Source organism: Plantibacter sp. CFBP 8775 (assembly GCF_014839505.1).
In the GTDB taxonomy this organism is placed as follows: domain Bacteria; phylum Actinomycetota; class Actinomycetes; order Actinomycetales; family Microbacteriaceae; genus Plantibacter; species Plantibacter auratus.
Genome location: NZ_JACYNV010000001.1, coordinates 473,956 through 494,573, shown reverse-complemented (window position 1 = coordinate 494,573; position 20,618 = coordinate 473,956). Strand labels below are relative to the sequence as shown.

General features: G+C 70.0%; 21 protein-coding genes. 13 read left to right on the top strand and 8 right to left on the bottom strand.

Translation table 11 applies throughout. From position 1 onward, the window contains the following. Positions 1 to 9: 9 nt before the first annotated feature. Complete coding sequence (locus tag IFR14_RS02285) at positions 10 to 594, bottom strand: NADPH-dependent FMN reductase (RefSeq protein WP_191940087.1); 585 nt, start codon at positions 592 to 594, stop codon at positions 10 to 12. Positions 595 to 653: 59 nt separating this feature from the next. On the opposite strand from IFR14_RS02285, the gene IFR14_RS21335 reads away from it, so the two are divergent. After that, positions 654 to 1,721, top strand: coding sequence for a GrpB family protein (locus IFR14_RS21335; RefSeq protein ID WP_342365623.1), 1,068 nt, complete (start codon positions 654 to 656; stop codon positions 1,719 to 1,721). 51 nt (positions 1,722 to 1,772) lie between these two features. Here IFR14_RS21335 and IFR14_RS02275 read toward each other — a convergent pair whose 3' ends face one another. After that, positions 1,773 to 3,047, bottom strand: a complete 1,275-nt coding sequence (locus tag IFR14_RS02275) for a threonine/serine ThrE exporter family protein (protein ID WP_191940086.1) — start codon at positions 3,045 to 3,047, stop codon at positions 1,773 to 1,775. A 50-nt stretch (positions 3,048 to 3,097) separates the two neighbouring features. Continuing rightward, complete coding sequence (locus IFR14_RS02270; protein ID WP_191940085.1) at positions 3,098 to 3,304, bottom strand: hypothetical protein; 207 nt, start codon at positions 3,302 to 3,304, stop codon at positions 3,098 to 3,100. A 143-nt stretch (positions 3,305 to 3,447) separates the two neighbouring features. On the opposite strand from IFR14_RS02270, the gene IFR14_RS02265 reads away from it, so the two are divergent. Beyond that, the gene (locus tag IFR14_RS02265) at positions 3,448 to 3,660 is read left to right on the top strand and encodes a DUF2945 domain-containing protein (protein ID WP_191940084.1); all 213 of its coding nucleotides are present in this window, start codon (positions 3,448 to 3,450) and stop codon (positions 3,658 to 3,660) included. Between the two features lie 69 nt (positions 3,661 to 3,729). Further along, positions 3,730 to 4,638 (top strand): cation diffusion facilitator family transporter, encoded by a 909-nt coding sequence (locus IFR14_RS02260; protein WP_137242748.1) that lies wholly within the window; start codon positions 3,730 to 3,732, stop codon positions 4,636 to 4,638. Between the two features lie 69 nt (positions 4,639 to 4,707). Here the strand turns inward: IFR14_RS02260 and IFR14_RS02255 are convergent, their stop codons facing one another. Together IFR14_RS02255 and IFR14_RS02250 are read right to left on the bottom strand one after the other, a co-directional pair. Beyond that, positions 4,708 to 4,911 carry a hypothetical protein gene (locus IFR14_RS02255; protein ID WP_124768057.1) on the bottom strand — a complete coding sequence of 68 codons (204 nt, stop codon included), beginning with the start codon at positions 4,909 to 4,911 and terminating at the stop codon, positions 4,708 to 4,710. 160 nt (positions 4,912 to 5,071) lie between these two features. Beyond that, on the bottom strand, positions 5,072 to 5,626 hold the full coding sequence (locus IFR14_RS02250; protein ID WP_191940083.1) for a GNAT family N-acetyltransferase: 555 nt from the start codon (positions 5,624 to 5,626) through the stop codon (positions 5,072 to 5,074). 53 nt (positions 5,627 to 5,679) lie between these two features. On the opposite strand from IFR14_RS02250, the gene IFR14_RS02245 reads away from it, so the two are divergent. The 9 genes from IFR14_RS02245 to IFR14_RS02205 all read left to right on the top strand — a co-directional run bounded on the left by IFR14_RS02245 (position 5,680) and on the right by IFR14_RS02205 (position 15,242). Further along, on the top strand, positions 5,680 to 5,967 hold the full coding sequence (locus IFR14_RS02245; RefSeq protein WP_191940082.1) for a hypothetical protein: 288 nt from the start codon (positions 5,680 to 5,682) through the stop codon (positions 5,965 to 5,967). Positions 5,968 to 6,029: 62 nt separating this feature from the next. Beyond that, the gene (locus IFR14_RS02240; RefSeq protein ID WP_191940081.1) at positions 6,030 to 6,758 is read left to right on the top strand and encodes an alpha/beta hydrolase; all 729 of its coding nucleotides are present in this window, start codon (positions 6,030 to 6,032) and stop codon (positions 6,756 to 6,758) included. A 397-nt stretch (positions 6,759 to 7,155) separates the two neighbouring features. Then, positions 7,156 to 8,508, top strand: a complete 1,353-nt coding sequence (locus IFR14_RS02235) for a purine-cytosine permease family protein (RefSeq protein WP_191940080.1) — start codon at positions 7,156 to 7,158, stop codon at positions 8,506 to 8,508. An 81-nt stretch (positions 8,509 to 8,589) separates the two neighbouring features. Beyond that, positions 8,590 to 10,143, top strand: a complete 1,554-nt coding sequence (locus tag IFR14_RS02230) for a hydantoinase/oxoprolinase N-terminal domain-containing protein (RefSeq protein ID WP_191940079.1) — start codon at positions 8,590 to 8,592, stop codon at positions 10,141 to 10,143. Then, positions 10,140 to 11,243 (top strand): DUF917 domain-containing protein, encoded by a 1,104-nt coding sequence (locus IFR14_RS02225; RefSeq protein WP_191940078.1) that lies wholly within the window; start codon positions 10,140 to 10,142, stop codon positions 11,241 to 11,243. Before IFR14_RS02230 ends, IFR14_RS02225 begins: the two co-directional genes overlap by 4 nt. Beyond that, positions 11,240 to 12,400 carry a DUF917 domain-containing protein gene (locus IFR14_RS02220; RefSeq protein ID WP_191940077.1) on the top strand — a complete coding sequence of 387 codons (1,161 nt, stop codon included), beginning with the start codon at positions 11,240 to 11,242 and terminating at the stop codon, positions 12,398 to 12,400. The genes IFR14_RS02225 and IFR14_RS02220 overlap by 4 nt, the downstream gene beginning before the upstream one ends. 17 nt (positions 12,401 to 12,417) lie before the next feature. Continuing rightward, the gene (locus IFR14_RS02215; RefSeq protein ID WP_191941209.1) at positions 12,418 to 12,672 is read left to right on the top strand and encodes a DUF1016 N-terminal domain-containing protein; all 255 of its coding nucleotides are present in this window, start codon (positions 12,418 to 12,420) and stop codon (positions 12,670 to 12,672) included. 9 nt (positions 12,673 to 12,681) lie between these two features. Then, positions 12,682 to 13,737: a DUF917 domain-containing protein gene (locus IFR14_RS02210; protein WP_191940076.1), complete on the top strand. Its 1,056-nt coding sequence runs from the start codon at positions 12,682 to 12,684 to the stop codon at positions 13,735 to 13,737. After that, positions 13,734 to 15,242, top strand: a complete 1,509-nt coding sequence (locus IFR14_RS02205; RefSeq protein WP_191940075.1) for a PucR family transcriptional regulator — start codon at positions 13,734 to 13,736, stop codon at positions 15,240 to 15,242. The genes IFR14_RS02210 and IFR14_RS02205 overlap by 4 nt, the downstream gene beginning before the upstream one ends. 351 nt (positions 15,243 to 15,593) lie before the next feature. Here the strand turns inward: IFR14_RS02205 and pdxY are convergent, their stop codons facing one another. Next, on the bottom strand, positions 15,594 to 16,442 hold the full coding sequence (gene pdxY / locus IFR14_RS02200) for a pyridoxal kinase PdxY (protein ID WP_079704522.1): 849 nt from the start codon (positions 16,440 to 16,442) through the stop codon (positions 15,594 to 15,596). Between the two features lie 170 nt (positions 16,443 to 16,612). Here pdxY and IFR14_RS02195 point away from each other — a divergent pair, with 170 nt between their 5' ends. Further along, the gene (locus tag IFR14_RS02195; RefSeq protein ID WP_191940074.1) at positions 16,613 to 17,638 is read left to right on the top strand and encodes a diacylglycerol/lipid kinase family protein; all 1,026 of its coding nucleotides are present in this window, start codon (positions 16,613 to 16,615) and stop codon (positions 17,636 to 17,638) included. On the opposite strand, the gene IFR14_RS02190 is transcribed toward IFR14_RS02195, so the two are convergent. Then, a complete protein-coding gene (locus IFR14_RS02190; RefSeq protein WP_191940073.1) occupies positions 17,592 to 18,911 on the bottom strand; it encodes a TetR family transcriptional regulator in 1,320 nt (439 codons plus the stop codon). The genes IFR14_RS02195 and IFR14_RS02190 overlap by 47 nt on opposite strands. Then, positions 18,908 to 20,602: a purine-cytosine permease family protein gene (locus IFR14_RS02185; RefSeq protein WP_191940072.1), complete on the bottom strand. Its 1,695-nt coding sequence runs from the start codon at positions 20,600 to 20,602 to the stop codon at positions 18,908 to 18,910. Before IFR14_RS02185 ends, IFR14_RS02190 begins: the two co-directional genes overlap by 4 nt. Positions 20,603 to 20,618 lie beyond the last annotated feature (16 nt).

Here is a 20,618-nt window from a genome sequence, read left to right as displayed (position 1 = left end):
GCTCCGCCCTCACACCTCCCAGACCGAGCGGTAGCTCCGCTCGGCGAGGAGCCCCGACAGCTCCGCGTGCACGGTCATCGTCTTGGCGAGACGTTCGGCGCGGTCTGCCCTCAGTACCTCGGGACGTTCCCAGTCCCGCTCCGACAGGTAGGCCGTGTACGGGTTGATGACGCACTTGAAGTCCAGCATGAGCGACTGCCCGAGCGTGGCGGTGGCCATGTAGCTGTGCGGCAGGCCGGCGGCGCAGACGAAGGTCACGACCTTGTCGAACCAGGCGGCGACCCTGCCGTCCCCACCGGTTGCGCCGGTCGCCTCGATGAGCGACTTCACCGTTGCGGCCGGTGCCCAGTTGTAGACCGGGAAGGCGAGGACGACGCCGTCCGCAGCAGTGATCAACGCATGCAGCCGACGGAACGCAGGGCTCTCGAAGACCCGGTCGTTGTCGAACGGCGGCAGTTCCATCTCGGCCAGATCGATGACGGAGGAGTCATGACCTTGCTCGCGCAGCAGCTCGCTGCTCGCCGAAGCGAGGGTCCGGCTCCGACTCGCCGGATCAAGGCTGCAGGAGATCACGGGCAGGTTCAAGGCGGCCATCCCTCTACGCTAACCCGCCTGCCCATGCTCCGACCGCGGCGGGTGTGCGAGGGTGGAGCATGCTCTCCCCGCAGTCCCTCAGTGAAGCCGACCGCCGTCTCGTCGCCTCGTGGGCCACCGATTGCGCCGAGCGGGTGCTACCGCTGTTCGAAGCGGAGGCCCCGGACGACGACCGTCCGCGCGACGCGATCGCCCGTGCGCGGGCGTTCGCAGCCGGTGACCTCGACACCGCCGGGGAGATCCGCCGCCGCTTCGTCGCCAACCGCGCCTCGCAGGTGGTGTCCTCACCCGCAGCCAAAGCCGCCGCGTGGTCGGCCGGGCAAGCAGCAGGTGTCGCGCACATGGGCGCCCACGCGCTCGGCGCCGCCGCCTACGCGGCGAAGGCCGCCGAGCTGGACCGTCCCGGAGCCGGCGCAGCCGAGATCGCCTGGCAGCTCGCGCACCTGAGCGACCCGGTCCGCTCCGCACTGAGACTCCTGCCGGCACTCGGCACCGATCCTTCAGGGCCGCTCGGCTCCGGCCTCCTGGCCTCGGGTGCGCTCGGAGCCAACATCCGCGCCCTCCAGGACGGCTTGCGCCGACGCCCCCGCCACCCGGACGTCACCGCGCTCGAACTCGTCGGCGGCCCCGAGCCGGTCCGGGTCGAGTTGCACGACGCCGATCCCCAGTGGCCCGAACGGTATCTCGAGCACCGGCAGCGCATCCTCGACGCACTCGGCGCCAGTGCCGTCGCGATCGAGCACATCGGCTCGACCTCGGTGCCCGGACTCGCGGCGAAGCCGATCGTCGACATCGTGGTCGCCGCGGAGGACATCACGGCGGAGGAGGACTACCTCGACCACCTGCTCACCGCCGGCTACGTGCTGCGCGTCCGTGAGCCCCGCCATCGGATGGTGCGGACGCCGGAGCGCGACGTCCACGTGCACCTCTACGAACAGGGCGCACCGGAGATCGACGAGTACCTCCTCCTCCGCGACCACCTGCGTTCCGACGCCGACGACCGCGCGCTGTACGAGCGCACCAAGCGGGAGCTGCTCGGGAGGTCCTGGGACGACATGAACGACTACGCCGACGCGAAGACCGAGGTCATCCTCGCGATCAAGGCGCGCGCAGCCATGAGCCGCTGAGTCGCCCAAATCTGCACGATTTCGGCTCGGTTTCCGACGATTCCGGGCGACTCAGGGACGGGCGGTCGCACGCACCGGCGGGATGACGACCCCCGTCAGGACCGCCGCCGTCTTGACGCCGACGCAGAGGCTGATGAAGACCGTCAGCGCCGCCGTGACCGCTGAGCCTTCGAGCGTCGCGAGCGACACCAGTCCCACGGTGCCCGGCACGAGCATGAGCAAGGCCGGCTGGAACGTGACATTGGACGGCACCGCCGCCGAGTACCGCTCGACGATGCGAGCGACGACGAACACGAGCCCGGCGGTGAGCCCCGTCGCGACCGCGTTCCCCACGAGCGGGGCGAACAGGACGATGCCCGCGTAGGTCAGCGCCATCACACAGATGGTCAGCAGCGTCAGGGAGCGGCCCGAGCCGAACGCGATCCCGATCCCGGCCGCGAGCATCACGACGCCGATCCACGTGAACCACAGCGGCGGGACCGACTCCCACCCGACGAGGTCCGAGCTCCCGCGGACCACCTGACCGACGAGCGCCGTCGAGTCGGGGTCGATCGACAGGCCGGTGAGCAGCGCCCCGGCCGAGATCCCGGCCGCCATGAAGGCGAGCACGATGAGCCCGTACATCAGGCGCGCCGAGCCCGTCACGATGTCCGTCGCCGTCAACTCCAGCAGGGCGTTGGTGATGAGCGCGCCGGGCACGAGGATCGCGATCGGCGCGCAGACGGCGAACAGCGGCACGGGGCCGAGATCCATCGCCGATGCGAGCGTCCCGACGAGCGTCGTCGAGACGAACGCCGTCACGAACGGGGCGATCGCGACCGCTCCCCGCCACCGCGCCAGCAGGGTGATGACGAGGCCGACGAAGGCACCGACGAGCATGGATGCGACGATCGCCCACCATGGGCAGCGGAACAGCAGTGCGAGCCCTCCCGCGAGCAGCAGGTTCCCGACCACCCAGTGCATCGACGCATGCGGGCGCGGCGTCTCCCGGATCGACTGGATACGGGCCGGCAGATCACCGACCGGCCAGTGTCCGAGCTCGAGTTCGCGCATGAGCCGGTTCGCCCGCGCCGCACCCCGGAACGACAGCTCGCCGTGCGTGTTGCCGGCCGCGAGCACCGCGCCGGTGCGCACGTCGTTCACGATGATGAGCTGCGGCAGCACCGAGAAGGCCAGGCCCTCGTCGCCCGATGCGACCGTGGCGCGCTCCAGGGAGTCGCGGACGTCGGTGACGGAGGTGCCGGCATCGAGGAGCAGGCAGCCGAGCGCACTGTAGGCGTGCGCAGCGGTTCTGCGGTGCTCATCGGTCGCGGCGTCATCACTCATCCCGCCAACGGTACGCGAGATTCGAGGGGTGCCCGCGGCTGCCGTGCGCCTCAGCGGCGGTTGCGGAGGGCGACGGCTCCTGCCACACCGAAGTACAGGCCGGCGAGGATCGGGACGATGACGATCCACCAGAAATGGAAGCCGAAGTCGCCGTGGGCGTTCGCGATGGCGACCGGGATGAGCGCCACCCCGAGTACGACTCCCACGATGCCGATGCCGAGCGCGAGTCGGGGTCTTCCCGGAGTGAACGAGGCCATGGGGACACGCTATGCCCGCGGAGCCCCTGGACCTCGGGGGATATCCCCTGCGCTCGCGCGGCGCAAGCGCTTGTCCGGCCGCCGACACGCTGGCATCGTCGCTGTCACGTCGCGCGCGCGGCGTTGAGCGCCGAGGAGGCAGCATGGCAGACGTACGAGTGGGTGACCGCGTGTCGTGGGGCACCTCGCAGGGGCGGACGCAGGGGAAGGTCGTCGAGCGGAAGACCGCGGACTTCCAGTTCGACGACCAGCACTTCACGGCGTCGAAGGACGAGCCCGCGTTCATCGTGGAGTCCGAGAAGACCGGCGCGAAGGCCGCACATAAGGGCTCCGCGCTACGCGTCCTGAAATCCTGAGGCCCGGACCGCGGTCGTCCGGATGTCCGGGCGTACGCGGCGCACTCCGGCTGGGCGTAGCGTTGGCGCATGACCGTCGTGATCGCCTTCCTGGCCAACGTCATCGTCGCCATCGCCAAGTCCATCGTCGCCGCGCTCACCGGGTCGGCGTCGATGCTGGCTGAGGCCGCGCACTCGTGGGCCGACGCGGGGAACGAGATCTTCCTCCTCATCGCCGACAAACGGGCCGACAAGCAACGCGACGCCGCACATCCGCTCGGCTATGGCCGTGACGCGTACATCTTCTCGCTGTTCGCCGCCTTCGGGATCTTCACCGTCGGTGCGGTCGTCTCGATCCAGCACGGTATCCAGAGCCTCACCGCACCGGAGGCGATGGAGAACTACGCCCTCAGCTACCTCGTGTTGGGCGTCGCCTTCCTCCTGGAGGGGTTCTCCTTCACCCAGTCGATCCTCGAGGGTCGGCGCACGGCGAAGAAGTACGGCCGCGGCTTCTTCGACTACATCGTGAACGGCTCCAACACGACGCTCCGCTCGGTGTTCTTCGAGGACTCCGCAGCACTGCTCGGCCTCATCATCGCCGGGGCCGGCATCGGCCTCCACCAGGTGACCGGCGACCCGGTGTGGGATGCGATCGGCTCGATCGCGATCGGCGTCCTGCTCGGCGGGGTCGCGCTGCTGCTCATCAACCGCAACCGGCGCTATCTCCTCGGGGCCTCGCCGAGCCCCGCCTACCGCGCGCAGACGATCACCGCGCTCCTGACGCACCCGGAGATCGAGCGGGTCACGGCGCTGTACCTCGAGTTCAGCGGGCCGGAACGCCTCTTCCTCGTCGCGTCGGTCGACCTCGTCGGCGACGACCGCGAGAACGACGTCGCGCGTCAGCTCCGCCGACTCGAAGGCGACCTCGAGCAGGACGACCTCATCGGCAAGGCCGTGCTCACGCTCTCGGTGAGCGACGAGCCGTCGATCACCGTCTGAGCCTTGACTTGCCCAAAACTGCTCGAAATTCTTGGATTTCCGTGCAGTGTCGGGCGACTCAGTGCCGGCTCACGCCATGCAGGGAGCCCACTCCTGGTTGGACAGTTCCCGCTGCTCGTTCTCGGTCTGCAGGAGCCAACCGGTCTTCGTCGCGCCTCGGTACTGTCCGCTCACGAGGTCGGCACACCAGGAGCGACCGTCGAAGGCCCACCGGACGAAACTCGCCTCGCTCCCCTTGCGCAGGAGCGGGCGTTCGCGTTCTACCTGACTCATGTGTTCCATCTCGACCGTGGCTGACATATCTTCCAACCGTATCGAGGAACGTCTCCGGTGAACAGACTGCTTGCGTTTCGCGGCCGGTTGACCGAAAATACCCGGTCGCGCCCGGAAGCGGCGTCCTTCGAGACGCTCGGAGATCGGGTGCAGCGGTGGTTCAGCCCACGAACACGCGGAGCGCCTCGTCGCTGAGCGCCCGGTCGGCGAACACGAGGCGCACGGCATCGGGATCCGGGTTGCCCGCGTCGGGGCCACGCCAGACGACCTCCAACCCCGCGCGTTCGGCAGCCCGTCGTGATCCCTCGTTGTGCTTCAGGAGGAACGCCACCACGGGCAGATCCGGTGCCGACGCCGATGCGGCGGCTCGCGCGGCCGCGATGAGCTCCTGCGCGTATCCGCGCCCCCACGCCGCGGGCGCCAGGCGGTAGTAGAGGTTCCAGGCGACCCCGCCACGCAGGCTCGGGCCACCGATGCCGACCAACGCACCCGTCGAGGTGTCGCGCGCCACCCACACGTCGAGACGGTTCGCCTCCCAGTCGGCCTGATACCGCTCGATCAACGCACGGGTCTCGGCGAGCGCCACGTGTCGGGCGGACGGCAGGTGCGTCCAGACCGCGGGGTCGGCATGGAGCTCGTGGAGCTCCGGCAGATCGCGCTCGGTGGGACGCGTGAGCGTCAGTCGTTCCGTCAGGGTCGGCGGCGCGTCGGTCATGCCTTCCATTCTGCTCTCTGGTCGGCGGCTGCCCCACTCGATACCCTGAGCCCATGGCTGCGAAGAACGAACCGATCTCGGCGCGCGCGTGCGCGATCCTCAGTATCGCCATCGCCGCGTTCTCCATCTACCTCGTCGCCGCGACGGCGAGAGACGGCGGGTCATGGACGTTCTCGGTGCTCGCCTGCTTCGTGCCGCTGCTGTTCGCCGCCCAGGGCATCAGGATGAGTCGCCAACCCGGCGCCCCCTGGCCCACCTTCAGCCTCATCGGATCGATCGTCGGCGCAGCACTCGGACTCGTGTCCTTCGCCGCGTTCGCCTGGTTGCTCGTGCGCTCCTGAGTACAGCGACGCAGCGCGGCGTCGCCGCGTAGAGTCGTCACCAGCGCCGACGGAGGAGGGCCATGCGACTGCACGTCGAGGAACGCGGGCACGGACCGGTCCGGATCGCCCTCATCCACGGGTTCCTGGCCGACGGAGCCGCCTGGACCGACGTCGTCGCAGCGTCCGACCCGGAGCGGTACACGTTCCTGCTCGTCGACCTGCGCGGTCACGGCTCCAGCCCACGCGCCGATCGGACCCGGGGCGAGCGCTACGACATCGCCTCACTCGCGGCCGACCTCGTCGACACGCTGCCGACCGGCCTCGACGCGATCGTGGGCCACTCCCTCGGCGGGCGGCTCCTCATCGACATCGTGGGGCCGCTCCGCCCGGCGCACGCGATCTACCTCGATCCCGGGTTCGGGCTGAAACTCCCGGGTCGCGGTCTCGGAGCCCGCCTGTTCTGGGCGATCCCAGGACTGCCGCGGCTCTTAGCCTGGCTGTACGACCGCACGGACCCCGCGACGGGGCCCGCGAACGTCGCGCTCGCCGAGGCCGCCCATGCCGCGTGGGACCGCTCGATGGTCGCGGAGGTGCTGCAGGACGTCGCAGCGAACCCCGTGACACCGTCGGCGCCGACCGTCCCCTCGACGCTGGTGCTGTCGGACGACGCGAAGCTCGTCCTTCCGAGAGCCGACGTCGAGCGCTACGAACGGTTCGGCTGGACCGTCACGCGGTTCCCGGGGATCCGCCACGACATGGCGGCGCTCGACGGGGCACGGACCTTCGAGGTGATCCAGGCCTCGCTCTGAGCCGGCCCAGGGACCGAAACCAACCAAGCCGCCTTCCTCGGAAACTGAGCCTCCTTCCCCGGTCACTGAGCCTGTCGAAGTGCACACGGAGGACACCCCCTTCGACAGGCTCAGGGACCAGGTGGGTCACTCAGCGACCGAAACCAACCAAGCCGCCTTCCTCGGTCACTGAGCTTGTCGAAGTGCACACGGAGGACACCCCCTTCGACAGGCTCAGGGACCGGGTGGGTCGCCCAGGGACCAGGTGGGTCACTCAGCGACCTGGTGAGACGGGGTGCCTGTGCAGAGTGCTGATATCGCGCGCGGATTCCTGCATCATGCACATTCTGCTGCGGGCGGGCCGTCAGTAACGTTGCCGCCACCCGCACCGCTCCCTCCCCCACTTCTGGAGACCAGCATGGCTCGCATGGCACACGCAGACGACTTCGCCCTGTCCCGCGTCCGTCCCGACGCACAGAAGCCCTGGTTCGGCATCGCCGTCCAGCGCTTCGGACAGGTGTCGGCCCTGTCCCAGTTCCTCCTCGGCGCCACCCTCGGCTACAGCATGACCTTCGGCGAGGCGTTCCTCGCCCTGCTCCTCGGCTCGATCATCCTCGAGGTGATCATGTGCATCGTCGGCATCATCGGCCAGAAGGAGGGCCTCAACACCGCCCTCCTCGCCCGCTGGACCGGCTTCGGCGAGATCGGCGCGTCACTCGTCGGACTCGCGATCGGCATCAGCCTCATCGGCTGGTTCGGCATCCAGAGCGCGATCTCCGCCGAGTCGCTCGACGCCCTCCTGCCCGGCTTCATGCCGGTGTGGGCCTGGAGCCTCATCTTCGGCCTCGCCGTCACCGCCATCGTCGCCTACGGGTTCAAGGGCATGCAGTGGCTCGCGAACATCACCGTCCCGCTGTTCCTCATCCTCGTCGGCTGGTCGATCATCAGCGAACTCACCCAGCACGACTTCATGGAACTCGTCACCGGCCCGGCACCCGGCCCCACCATGAGCGTCTGGGCCGGCACCGGCATCGTCGCGGGCGGCCTCATCGTCGGCGCCATCATCACCGCCGACATGACCCGCTTCAACCGGTCCCGCGCCGACGTCATCAAGCAGACCGTCGTCGGCGTCTCGCTCGGTGAGTTCGTCATCGGCCTCTCCGGGGTCCTGCTCGCCCACGCCGCAGCCTCGGGCAACGTCGTCGCGATCGTCACGTCGTCGGTCGGCCTCATCGGCCTCATCATCGTCATCACCGGGACGCTCAAGATCAACGACTGGAACCTGTACTCTTCGACGCTCGGGCTGGTCAACTTCATCTCGACCGCGTTCGGCAAGAACCTCAACCGCGTGACCACCACCATCGTGCTCGGTGTGGTCGGCTCCATCCTCGCGGCGGTCGGCATCCTCGGGCAGTTCTCCGGATTCCTCATCATCCTCGGCGTCGCTTTCCCGCCCATCGCCGGCATCATGGTCGCCGAGTACTTCATCGTGAAGCGCTGGCGCGGCGAGCTCGACGAGACCCGCGCCTCGGGCCGCCTGCCCACGACCGCACCGCGCATCGTCCCGGCGACCATCATCATCTGGGCCGTGTCCGCGGTCACCGGCTACTTCGTCACCTGGGGCATCCCCGCCGTCCTGTCGCTCATCCTCTCGATGGTGCTGTACATCGCCGCCGGCAAGCTCGGCCTGGTCCGCGGTGTCGGCGTCGCCCACACCTCGCAGATCGAGGCGGACGTGACGACGGACAGCCCCGCCACCGCCTCGAGCTGACCCGCGGGACGCCCGTTCCATCCCGTCAGACCGTTCCAACGCACACCGCTCCACCGCACCAACAGAAAGCGAACCCCTCATATGCACATCGGTATCGATGTCGGCGGCACCAACACCGACGCCGTGCTCATGGACGGCACCACCACCCTGGCGGCCGTCAAGCACGCGACCACCCCGGACGTGACCGACGGAATCGTCCAGGCGATCGGCGAACTGCGGAGCGGACACCACTTCGATGGCGAGCAGATCACCGCGGTGATGATCGGCACGACGCACTTCATCAACGCCCTCGTGCAGGCCAAGCGGCTCGCACCCACCGCGGCTCTGCGCCTCGGACTCCCGGCCACCCGCGCACTGCCGCCGCTCGTCGACTGGCCGGCAGAGCTCGTCGAGGCGATCAGCGCACGCAGCTACCTCGCGCACGGCGGCTACGAGTTCGACGGACGCCCCATCTCGCCGATCGACCCCGACGAGCTGCGGGCACACGCCGAGGACATGCGTGCGAACGGCATCCGCTCCGTCGCGATCTCCTCCGTCTTCAGCCCCGTCAACCACGACCTCGAGGTCGAGGCGGCGCGGATCGTCGGCGACGTGCTCGGCCCGGACGTCGCCATCTCGCTCTCGCACGAGATCGGGCGCATCGGCCTCCTGGAACGCGAGAACGCGACGATCATCAACGCAGCCCTGCGCGAGCTCGCCTCGGAGATCGTCGACGGGCTCACCGCCGCCGTCCGGAAGCAGGGCATCAAGGCGCCCATCTTCCTCAGCCAGAACGACGGCACGCTCATGGACGAGGACTACGTGCGCCTCTACCCCGTCGCGACGTTCGCCTCCGGCCCCACCAACTCGATGCGCGGGGCGGCACTCACGAGCGGACTCGCGACGTGCGCGGTCGTCGACATCGGCGGCACCACGGCGGACATCGGCCTGCTCATCAACGGCTTCCCCCGCGAGACGGCGAACGAGGTCAAGGTCGCCGGCATCCGTACCAACTTCCGCATGCCCGACGTCCTGTCCATCGGGATCGGCGGCGGCAGCATCGTCGACGAGGAGACCGCCGAGGTCGGGCCGGCGTCCGTCGGGTACAAGCTCATGACCGAGGCCCTCGTCTTCGGCGGCAGCACCCTCACGGCGACGGACATCGCCGTGGCCGCCGGTCGCGCGTCGATCGGCGACGCGTCGAAGGTCGCCCACCTCGACCCGGTCTTCGTGGAGCGCGTCCTCGAGCGGATCGGCGAACGCATCGCCGAGGCCGTCGACCGCATGCGCACCTCCCCCGAGCCGATCCCCGTGGTGGCGGTCGGCGGCGGGTCGATCCTGCTCTCAGACGAACTCCCCATCTTCGGCGCCGTCCACCGGCCCGACAACTATGCCGTGGCGAATGCCATCGGTGCTTCCATCGCGCAGGTCGGGGGCGAGATCGACAAGGTCTACGCCATCGAACCCGGCCGGCGTGAGGAGGCGATCGCCGAGGTCCGTGCCGAGGCGATCGACAAGGCGATCGCGGCCGGCGCCTCCCCCGCGTCGGTCGCGATCGTCGATTTCGACGAGGTCCCGATCCCCTATCTCCCCGGGAACGCCACGCGCATCCGGGTGAAGGCCGTCGGCGACCTCGACATGGGAGGCCTCCGATGAGCTGGACCATCTCGGCCGAGCTCATCCCCGGCCTCGCCCGCGGAGCCGCCGTCCTCGGGACCGGCGGCGGCGGCGATCCGTACATCGGCGCACTCCTCGCCGCGCAGGCGCTCCGCGAGCACGGCGACGTCACCGTCGTCACCCTCGACGAGGTCCCCGACGACGCGCTCGTCCTCACCGTCGCGATGATGGGCGCCCCGACCGTCATGGTCGAGAAGCTGCCGAGCCTCACCGAGGTCGTGGCACCGGTCCACGCCCTCAGCGCGTCCCTGGGTCGCCCGGTCACGCACATCGCGTGCGCCGAGGTCGGCGGTGTGAACTCGACCATCCCGATCGCCGCAGCCGCAGCGCTCGGGCTCCCCCTCATCGACGCCGACGGGATGGGGCGAGCCTTCCCGGAGCTGCAGATGGTGCTCCCGACCCTGTACGGCGTCGACGCCTCCCCGCTCGCGTTCAGCGACGAGAAGGGCAACACCGGCGTCCTCACGACCGTCGACAACAGCTGGACGGAACGCATCGCCCGCGTCGCCTGTGTCGAGATGGGCTGCTCGGTCATGATCTCCGGCTTCCCGATGTCCGGCGCGCAGGCACGCGAGGCGCTCGTCGCCGACTCGCTGTCGCTGTGCCGCGAGATCGGCGACGGTATCGAAGCGGCCCGAGCCGAGAAGGCCGACCCCGTGGAGCGGACCGTGCAGCTGCTCGGCGGTCGCGAGCTGTTCTCCGGCAAGGTCGTCGACGTCGAGCGCGCGACCACCACCGGGTTCGCTCGCGGTCGCGCACGGATCGACGGGGCCGACGCGAGCCTCGAGCTGTCGTTCCAGAACGAGCACCTCATGGCGGCGCTCGACGGCGTCACCCTCGTGACGACGCCCGACCTCATCATGGTGCTCGAGCACGACTCCGGCGAGCCCATCACCACCGAGGGGCTCCGCTACGGACAGCGGGTCCGCGTGATCTCGGCGCCGAGCGACGACCGCTGGCACAGCCCCCAGGCGCTCGCGATGGTCGGGCCGGGGTACTTCGGGTACGAAGTGCCGTCGCACCGCTTCGACGGCACGGCCGAGACGCCTGCGCCTGACGCGCCGGAGGTCGCCGCATGAGCTGGACGCTGACCGCGGACGACCTGCCCGACCTCGCCCGAGGCGCCACCCTCCTCGGGACCGGCGGCGGAGGCGACCCCTACATCGGCATGATGCTCGTGAAGCAGGTGCTCGGCGACCGCTCCATCACGATCCTCGACCCCGACGACCTCGCCGACGACCTCTTCGTCATCCCCACCGCGCAGATGGGCGCTCCGACGGTCATGGTCGAGAAGATCCCGGCCGGGTTCGAACCGACACTCGCCCTGCGGACGCTCGAGGAGCACCTCGGGCGCACCGCCGACGCGACCATGCCGATCGAGTGCGGTGGCATCAACTCGATGATCCCGCTCATCGTGGCCGCCGAGACCGGGCTGCCGGTCGTCGACGCCGACGGCATGGGCCGGGCCTTCCCGGAGCTCTCCATGGAGACCTTCGCGGTGTACGGCGTGCATGGGTCGCCGCTCGCCATCGCCGGGGAACGCGGCGAGCGCGTGATCATCGACACCGGCGACGACGACCGACAGATGGAGTGGTTGGCGCGCGGCATCGCGATCCGTCTCGGCGGCGTCGCCCACATCGCCGAGTACGCGATGAGCGGGGCGGACGTGCGTCGCACCGCGGTGCCGCGGACGATCTCGATGGCGCTGGCCCTCGGCCGGGCGATCCGGGTCGCGCGCGAGGAGCACCGTTCACCGTTCGCCGCCATCGCCGACACGCTCTCCACGACGCTCTACTCCCACGTGCGGGAGCTGTTCGTCGGGAAGGTGGCCGACGTGGAGCGTCGCACCACCGAGGGCTTCGCCAAGGGCACGGCCGTCATCTGGTCGGCCGACCCGTCGAGCTCCGAACGCCTCGAGATCTCGTTCCAGAACGAGAACCTCATCGCCCGGTGGAACGGTGAGGTCGTCGCGATCGTGCCGGACCTCATCTGCATCGTCGACCACGAGACCGCCGAGCCGATCACCACGGAGGGGCTCCGCTACGGCCAACGGGTCCGGGTCCTCGGGATCTCGACGCCGGCACTCATGCGCACGCCGGACGCACTGCGTGCCTTCGGACCGACCGCGTTCGGGCTGACGGAGCCGTTCGTCCCGGTGGAGGGCGAGGCAGCGGCTGCGGAAGCCGCGGATGCGTTCGCCAGGGCGACGAAGGACGCTGTCAGGAACAACGGTTGATCGGCAGCAGCCGCTACATGCGTCCCTACTTTGAGGCATGGCCAGACCCGTCGGCAATTCGCCAACGGCCCGTTGGCGCATTGCCCTGGGGCCATGTGATCGAAATCCTCGGCAAACTCGACGACCCGGCGAAGCACGACTGGTGCGCGGCCACAGACGTGCATGACCACTACGGCCGATCCGTGCTGGCAGACCAGATCACGAAGCGTCTCCACGAGCGGGAGACGGCAGCTCCGACCAGCTTCTCAAGCACCAGGGACTCCCGAGCCTAGGCTGAGGGCATGCCGACCCTCCTCGAGCGCGATCGCCTCCCCGCCCTGGCGACGGGGTTCGCGATCCTGGGCTCGGGAGGTGGCGGCGCGACGACGATGCTCGAGCTGGCGCTCCGCGACGAGCGCGCCTGGCCGTTCGACCTCCACAGCGTCGACGACCTCGACCCGGAGACCCCGTGTCTCGCCGTCGGCTTCGTCGGTTCCACGATGCTGCTCAGCGAGCGCCTGCCCGGCACGGATCCGTTCGGGCGGCTGATCGGAGCTGCGGAACGCTGGCTCGGACACCGCATCCCGGCCATCTGTTCGTTGGAGGGTGGCGGGGTCAACGGGCTCACCCCCTTCGCGTTCGCCGCGGGGCGGACGATCGTCGACGCTGATCTGACCGGACGCGCCGTCCCCTCGCTCGACCAGATGTCGATCCTCGTGGACGAGGTCCCAGGCATCGTCGTCACCTGCGACACCGGTGCCGGCGGGGTCGCCCTCGTCGAGACGGAGCGGGCCCTCGACATCGAACGCGTCGTCCGCGCGGCGATCGTGCAGGCCGGCGGCAGTGGCGGCATGGTGTTCGCTGGCTTCACCGTCGGCGACCTCCGAGCGCACGCCATCGTCGGGAACGCCGCCCGGGCACTCGAGCTGGGCGGGGCGTTCCTCGCGCGGATCGACGGCCCGCTGACCGCCCTGGCCGAGTCGCTGGGTGGACGGCTCCTCGCGGAGGGACGGGTCAGCAGCATCGAGCCGGACTCCCGGGACCCGCACGTGCTCACCTTCGGGATCGACGGGAGCAGTGGCGCGCTGCACCGTCTCGTCGCCCGCTCCGAGACGCTCGCTTTCATTACCGACGGACGACTCGAAGCCGCCGCGCCGGACCTCATCGTCGTGGTCGACGCGGTCTCCCGGGACATCCTCGAGGTCACGGCGATCTCGATGGCGAGACACATCGCCGTCATCCGGGTCGACGGTCCGGACTGGTGGTCCGGCTCCCCGGAGCGACTCCGCCATGTGCTCCCGTCCGCTTACGGCCTGGACGAGCTCGACGAGGTCCGAACCGACGAGGTCCCGGCATGAGCGATCGCCTGCAGTTGGGTGCGCTCCTCGTCCACCCCGACAACGGCGGCGTGCGGCTCGTCGCCGGCCCGGCCGACGCCAACTGGGCCGGCGTCGTGGTCGAGACGAACGAGGCGGCCCTCCCCGAGGACGGCGCCGGACGACTGGCCGTGGTGACCGGAGCCCCACCCACGAGGCCGTGGCAGCAGGACGCACTCGTCCGTCGCACCCGGGATCGTGGCTTCCTCGCCCTGGCGATCCCGGAGGCCGACGGCTTCGGCGCGGGGACGCGCGCGCTCGCCGACCGACTCGGCTTCTCGCTCCTGCACGTCGACCGACCGATGCTGCTCGCGAAGGCGTGCTGGCAGCTCGTCGAGGCCCGCGACTCCCTGACCCTCGGGTACGTCCGCAAGGTCGCGCAGTCCATCGAGTACCACGCCGAGGGCCTGGCCGACCTCCTCCGCCACCTCTCGACGAGCATCGGCCACGGGATCGCCCTCATCGACAGTGAGGGCGTCCTGCTCGAGGCCGGCGGGCGGTTGCCGTCCGAGGTGCACGCGGCGATCGACTTCGGCCCCTGGGTCGACCTGACGAAGGCCGGGCGCGGCGCGGCGGCATCGGTCCGGGTGGACAGCCCGAGTCGGGAGGGCCTCCGGGTCGCGTTCTTCGGTGACGGACTCGACGACCGACAGCTGAGTGCGCTCGCGGTCGCCGCCGAGGTCGCCATGCCCGCCGTCGCGGCGCGGATCCTCATCGACGAGGTCGCCGAGGTCAGTGACGCGTCCGTGTCGTCCGGCGTCCTGCGGGACTTCGTGGACCTCCGAGGCCGCCCCGATCCCGACGTCGAACGCCGCATGCTCGAGCGGGGCTGGAGGACGACCGGCTACCACCTCGCGTTCCGGATCGTCGGCCGGAGCCGGGTGGACGCCCTGCAACTCCTCCGCTTCGTGACCGGCGCGCTCGGGCGGATCGCCGTGGACTCCCACGCGACGACGAGCGGCCGCGGGGTGAGCGGTTGGCTGACCTTCGCCGAACCGCCGGAGCCGCCGCAGGTCGAGCGGTACATCGCCGCCCTCCGCGACCTGCACGTGGAGGCGCGGCGCTCGTTCAACGTCGCGACGGCCGTCGGGTCGCTGGCGAGCGGATCGGCGGGCCTGACGTCGTCACTCGGCGAGGCGTCCGACGCGGTGCGCATCGCCGCGAACCGGTCCACGACGGGCTGGTTCGTGCGGGTGGACGGCCTCGGCCTGGAACAGCTGCTGCTCGCGTGGACCGGCAACGACACCTTCGTCCCGGCTGCGCGGTCGCTCCTCGCACCGTTGCAGACCGGCAACGGCGAGCTGCTGACGACGCTGTCCGCCTACCTCGACCACGAGTCAGCGGTCGCGCCGACGGCCGCCGCACTCGGACTGCACCGCAACACCGTCGCGACGCGGATCACCCGCGCGCAGGAGCTCCTCGGCGTCGACATGGCGGACCCGGAGGTGCGCCTCGCGCTCCACCTCGCCTGCCGCGCCGTGCGGTGAGTGAAGCGCTGAAGCACCCTGGTCACTGAGCTTGTCGAAGTGCGCCCTTCGACAAGCTCAGGGACCGGAAACCGTTCGACACACCTTCCCCGGTCACTGAGCCGCCCCCGGTCACTGAGCCTGTCGAAGTGCACACGGACAACCCCGCCCTTCGACAAGCTCAGGGACCGAAAACCGTTCGAGACACCTTCCCCGGTCGCTGAGCCGCCCCCGGTCACTGAGCCTGTCGAAGTGCACACGGACAACTCCGCCCTTCGACAAGCTCAGGGACCGGAAAGGGAGCTCAGGGACCGGAAAGGGAGCTCAGGGACCGGAAAGGGAGCTCAGGGACCGGAAGGGGACCTCAGCGGCTCAGACCGCCGTCGCGGTGAACTGCATCCGCGGGTTCGCGTAGAACTCCTGCGCCTCGACGAGCTGCAGCTCCCGCTGGCCCGAGCGGTACGTGAGCTCGACGAGGTCGAACACACTCGACGCCGTGCGCTCCAGGGCGAGCTTCGCGTCGCGGGTCTCACCGTAGTGCGCGGCGAACAGGGCGGCCGTGACGTCGCCGGAACCGTTCGCCTTGAACGGCAGCAGCGGCGTCTGGACGATCCACCGACCGGCATCGTCCACGACGAGCATCTCGATCGTCTCGGGGTCGCGGTCGGGACGCTCGACGCTCGTCACCAGGACGACCGACGGACCCATCGCGCGCGCGAGTTCGACCGACGCCAGCGTGGACTCGAGGGACGCGGGCTCGGTGCCCGTAAGGAAGCCCAGCTCGAACTGGTTCGGCGTGATGATGTCGGCGTTCGGCACGACGCGGTCGCGCAGCAGGTCGGGGATCTCCGGGGCGACGAAGCAGCCGGACTTCGCGTTGCCCATGACCGGGTCGCACGCGTACAGCGCGTCGGGGTTCGCCGCCTTGACCCGCTGTACCGCGTCCACGATGACGTCGCCGATGCCGACGCCGCCCTGGTAGCCCGAGAGCACGACGTCGATCTGCGGGAACGCACCGCGCTCCTCGACACCGGTGATGACCTCGCCGACCTGCTCGGGCGAGATCAGGGGCCCGCGCCACGCGCCGTACCCGGTGTGGTTCGAGAAGTTCACCGTGTTGACCGGGATCACCTCGACGCCGATGCGCTGGAGGGGGAACACGGCCGCGGAGTTGCCGACGTGCCCGTAGGCCACGGCTGACTGGATGGAGAGGATCTTCACGATGTCGCAATCACGATGGGGAGGCCGCCGCGGACACTGCGTTCGTGGCGGGCATGGACGGTGCCTGCAAGGACTCAACGATACTCTTCCGCCGCCTACAGAACCCACGTGCCGCGTCAACCCGTGAGCGGGATCCCCCTCACCCGCGTCTCCGCTCCTATGCTGATCGGATGACGACTCCTGAGAGCACGACCACGCCGAGCGACACCACGGCGACCAAGACCGCCGCCGTCATCTACAACCCCGTGAAGGTCGACCTCGACGCACTCCGGGAGTCGGTCGACCGCTCCGCCGCCGACGCGGGCTGGGGCGAGTCGCTCTGGTTCGAGACGAGCATCGACGACGTCGGCCAGGGCGTCACCGCCGAGGCGATCGCCGCGAAGGTCGACCTCGTCATCGCGGCCGGCGGCGACGGCACGGTCCGCGCTGTCTCAGAGGCCTTGCGGGGCAGCGGGATCCCCCTCGCGCTCCTCCCCTCCGGCACCGGCAACCTGCTCGCCCGCAACCTGAGCCTCACCCTGAACGACCTCCCGGGCTCCGTCGTCACGGCGTTCACCGGCGACGACAAGCCCATCGACCTCGGCGTCATCGACATCGAGCGCGCCGACCACTCGCGCGACCGCCACGTGTTCGTCGTCATGGCCGGCATGGGCATCGACGCGAAGATGATCAAGAACACCGACGACGACCTCAAGGCGAAGGCCGGTTGGGCCGCCTACGTCGACGCGATCGTGAAGTCGCTGCGCGACCCCGACGAACTGCACCTGCGGTTCCGCATCGACGACGAGCCGCAGACCCGCGCGACCGTCCACACCGTCATCATCGGCAACTGCGGTTCGCTGCCGGCCAACATCCTGCTGCTGCCGGACGCGGTCGTCGACGACGGCCTGTTCGACCTCATGTTCATGCGCCCCGGCGGGATCCTCGGGTGGATCCGCATCTGGGCGAAGGTCGCCTGGGTGAACGGCGTCCTCCGTCGCACGAAGGCGGGCAAGGCCCTCGCCGGCAAGCAGAAGGACGACGGCGACCTCCGGTACGGCACCGCGAAGCGCTTCGTCGCCCGCATGTCGAAGCCGGAGGAGATCGAACTCGACGGCGACGGCTTCGGCAAGGCCGTCGCGATCAACGCCTGGATCGAGCCGGGTGCCCTCACCGTCCGCGTTCCGGCTGCGGCGGAGGCGCCGACCGGCCGGTGACGCCCGTCTCGGTGCCGATCGCGCGGCGCGCCTGATGCAGGGCGTTGTCGCGGAGCGGGTCGAGCGCTGATTCGAGTGCCCAGGCCGCGGCGTCGGCGATCGCGGAGACGTCGCGACCGTGCCACCGTGCGAGGGTCGCCCAGGCCGCCGGGCTGTCGAGGTGCGTCAGCCGGGCGATGACGACGGCACGCACACCCGACTCCAGCCCGACGGCTTCCGCGTCGACCAGGGACGCGATGCGCCGCGCCTGCGCCGGGAGACCGCCGTGCGAGGTGCGCGTCGAGGCCTCCGCGGCGAGGTGCGCGAGCTCGTGGCGTTCACCGAAACGGAGCATCGACTCGCGGATGACGATCGGCAGCTCGAACACGGACGACGAGTGGGACGGGGCGAAGACCTCATCGGCGAGATGACGGGCGAGGCTCGTCACCAGGTCGAACCTCGTCGGGAAGTACCGCGCGATCGTGCGCTCACCGAGCCCGGACCTCCTGGCGATGAGCTTGTACGAGACGTCGTCGGAGCCGAGCTCTTCGATGAGCTCGATGAAGGTCGTGAGGATCAGCTCCGTGGTGCGCGGATTCCGCTCGTCGTGGCGATCGCCGAGAGGGTCCATCGGCTCGGGGACGGCATCGGACATGGTGAGCTCGACGGTCGAAGTGGTTCCGGGCACGACCCCGCCGTCCGCATCCACGACGGTGGCACCGAGACGCAGCGAAGCGAGGGTGGTGTCGAGGACGGCGTCGAACACCGCGGCGCTGCTCGCGCCGTCGAAGTCGAACGCCGAGCGCATGCGCGCCCAGTGCGTCGGTCCTGCTGCGAGCAGGAGCGACGCCACCCCGCGGCGCCGGTCCACCGAGGACAGGCCAGGGGCGACCCGCAGGAACAGGCGGTCGAGTTCCGTGGCGAGCGCCGTCGTCCCGTTGCGGGCGTCCTGGGCGCCCACCGGCGCCATCGTCTCGGCGCGGGCGAGCAGAGCGGCTTGCCCCGGTGCTTCGTCGTAGGCACGGAACGCCGACCGGACCGCGGCGCGCAGCCCGGCGATGCTGTGGAACCTCGGCGGCTCGAAGCCGTGTTGCGAGATCCACGCGGCGAGGCGCTCCAGCAGGTGCTCTCGCGTGGGGAACTGTCGGAAGACCGTGCGCTCGGACACGCCGGCCTGTGCACCGAGCTGGCCGTAGCCGATGTCGTCGAACGGGTGTTCGCGAAGGAGGTCTGCGGCGGCCTGCAGGATCGCTTCGGCGGAGCTCGATCCGATCGACGGCTCGACGGCCGTCACGCCCGGCTCCTGCGTCGCGGTGGGTCCGCCGGCAGGACGTACCGGCCCGAACGGTCGAGGGCGAGCGCGAGCGACGAGATGTACTGGACGCCACCGTCGGGCGCGCGCTCCGCCGAACGCAGCATGTCTGGCCGCTCGAAGAGGTACCCGGTGACGTGGCAGCGGAGCCGCTCGGCCGATGCGGTGCCGTCGCGGTCGTAGCGTGGGGTGTCGATGCCGTCGTCGCTCCGCCGCAGGGCGAACCGGCCGCGCGTGAGGATCGCCATGAGCGGCGTGGCGACGACCGCGACACCGATCGCGACGAGGACCGAGTACGGTGCCACGGCCTGCCCGAGCGCACCGAAGTACACCGCCATCGACAGGGCGGTCGCGAGGAGGAACGACACCATCCCTACAGGATTCCACGAGTAGAGCATTCCGCGGCGGAATTCGGGCGTCGCCGGCGAGAGCCGGAGGAGACGTCGGTTGACGGTGAGGTCCACCGCGACGGTGACGAGCCACGCCAGTGAGAAGTGCGCCGAGAATCCGAGCACCGTCGTCAACAGGGTGAAGACGTTGAACTGCATGAGCAGGAGCGCGACGCCGACGTTCACGACGACGAACGCCGCCCGACCCGGGTACCGCCGGAACAGGCGCGTGGTCACGTTCGTGAGCGCGAGCGAGCCGGAGTACGCGTTCGTGACGTTGATCTTGATCTGGGCCAGGATCACGAGCAGCAGGGCGAGCACGACGGCGACCCAGCGCGGCATGATCGTCTCGTACACGCCGAGGAACTGCCTGATCGGTTCGGTCGCCAACGAGCCGAGGGTCGGATCCACCACGGAGACGAGGTAGACCGCGAGGAAGACGCCGATGAGCTGCTTCACGCCGCTGAAGATCACCCAGCCGGGGCCGGCGAGCACGAAGGAGGTGCGCCAGCCCCGCTTCGTCGCAGCGGTTCGGGGCGGCATCAGCCGGAGATAGTCGATCTGCTCCGCCAGCTGCGGGATGAGGGCGAAACAGACGCTCGCGCTCAGGACGACGGACGCCGGGTCGAGGAGCGACCCTCCGGACGGACCACCGTCGCTCCCGGGGAACTCGAGGAAGGTGGAGACCGCTCCGGGGTCGGCGAGGACGAGGATCCCGACCGGGAGCAGCGCGAGGCCCAACCACAGCGGGGTCGTCCACCGCTGCACGCGCTCGAGTGCGCGCATGCCGTAGATCACGATCGGGATGACGACGATCGTCGCGATGAGGTACCCGATCGGGAGCGGGATCCCGATCCCCACGGACAGCCCCTGCGCCATGATGGCGCCCTCGAGGGCGAAGAAGATGATCGTGAACGACGCGAACACCGCGTTCGTGATCACCGAGCCCGCGTACCCGAAACCGGCGCCCCTGGTGATGAGGTCGAGGTCGAGGTTGAACCGCGCGGCGTGACGGGCGATCGGGTACCCGATGATGAAGATGAGCACCGAGGCGAGCAGGATCCCGACGATCGCGTTGAGCGCGCCGTGCGCGAGGCCGATCCCGGCGCCGATGGAGAAGTCGGCGAGGAACGCGATGCTCCCGAGCGCGGTGGCCCCGACCGCGCCCGCTGACCATCGGCGGAAGCTGCGGGGCACGTAGCGGAGCGCGTAGTCCTCGAGTCCGTCCTCCGTCGCGAAGCGGGCCGGGCCGGTCTGGGCGCGTGGCGGTCTCGACGTCGTCATGTCGCCTCCACCCTCG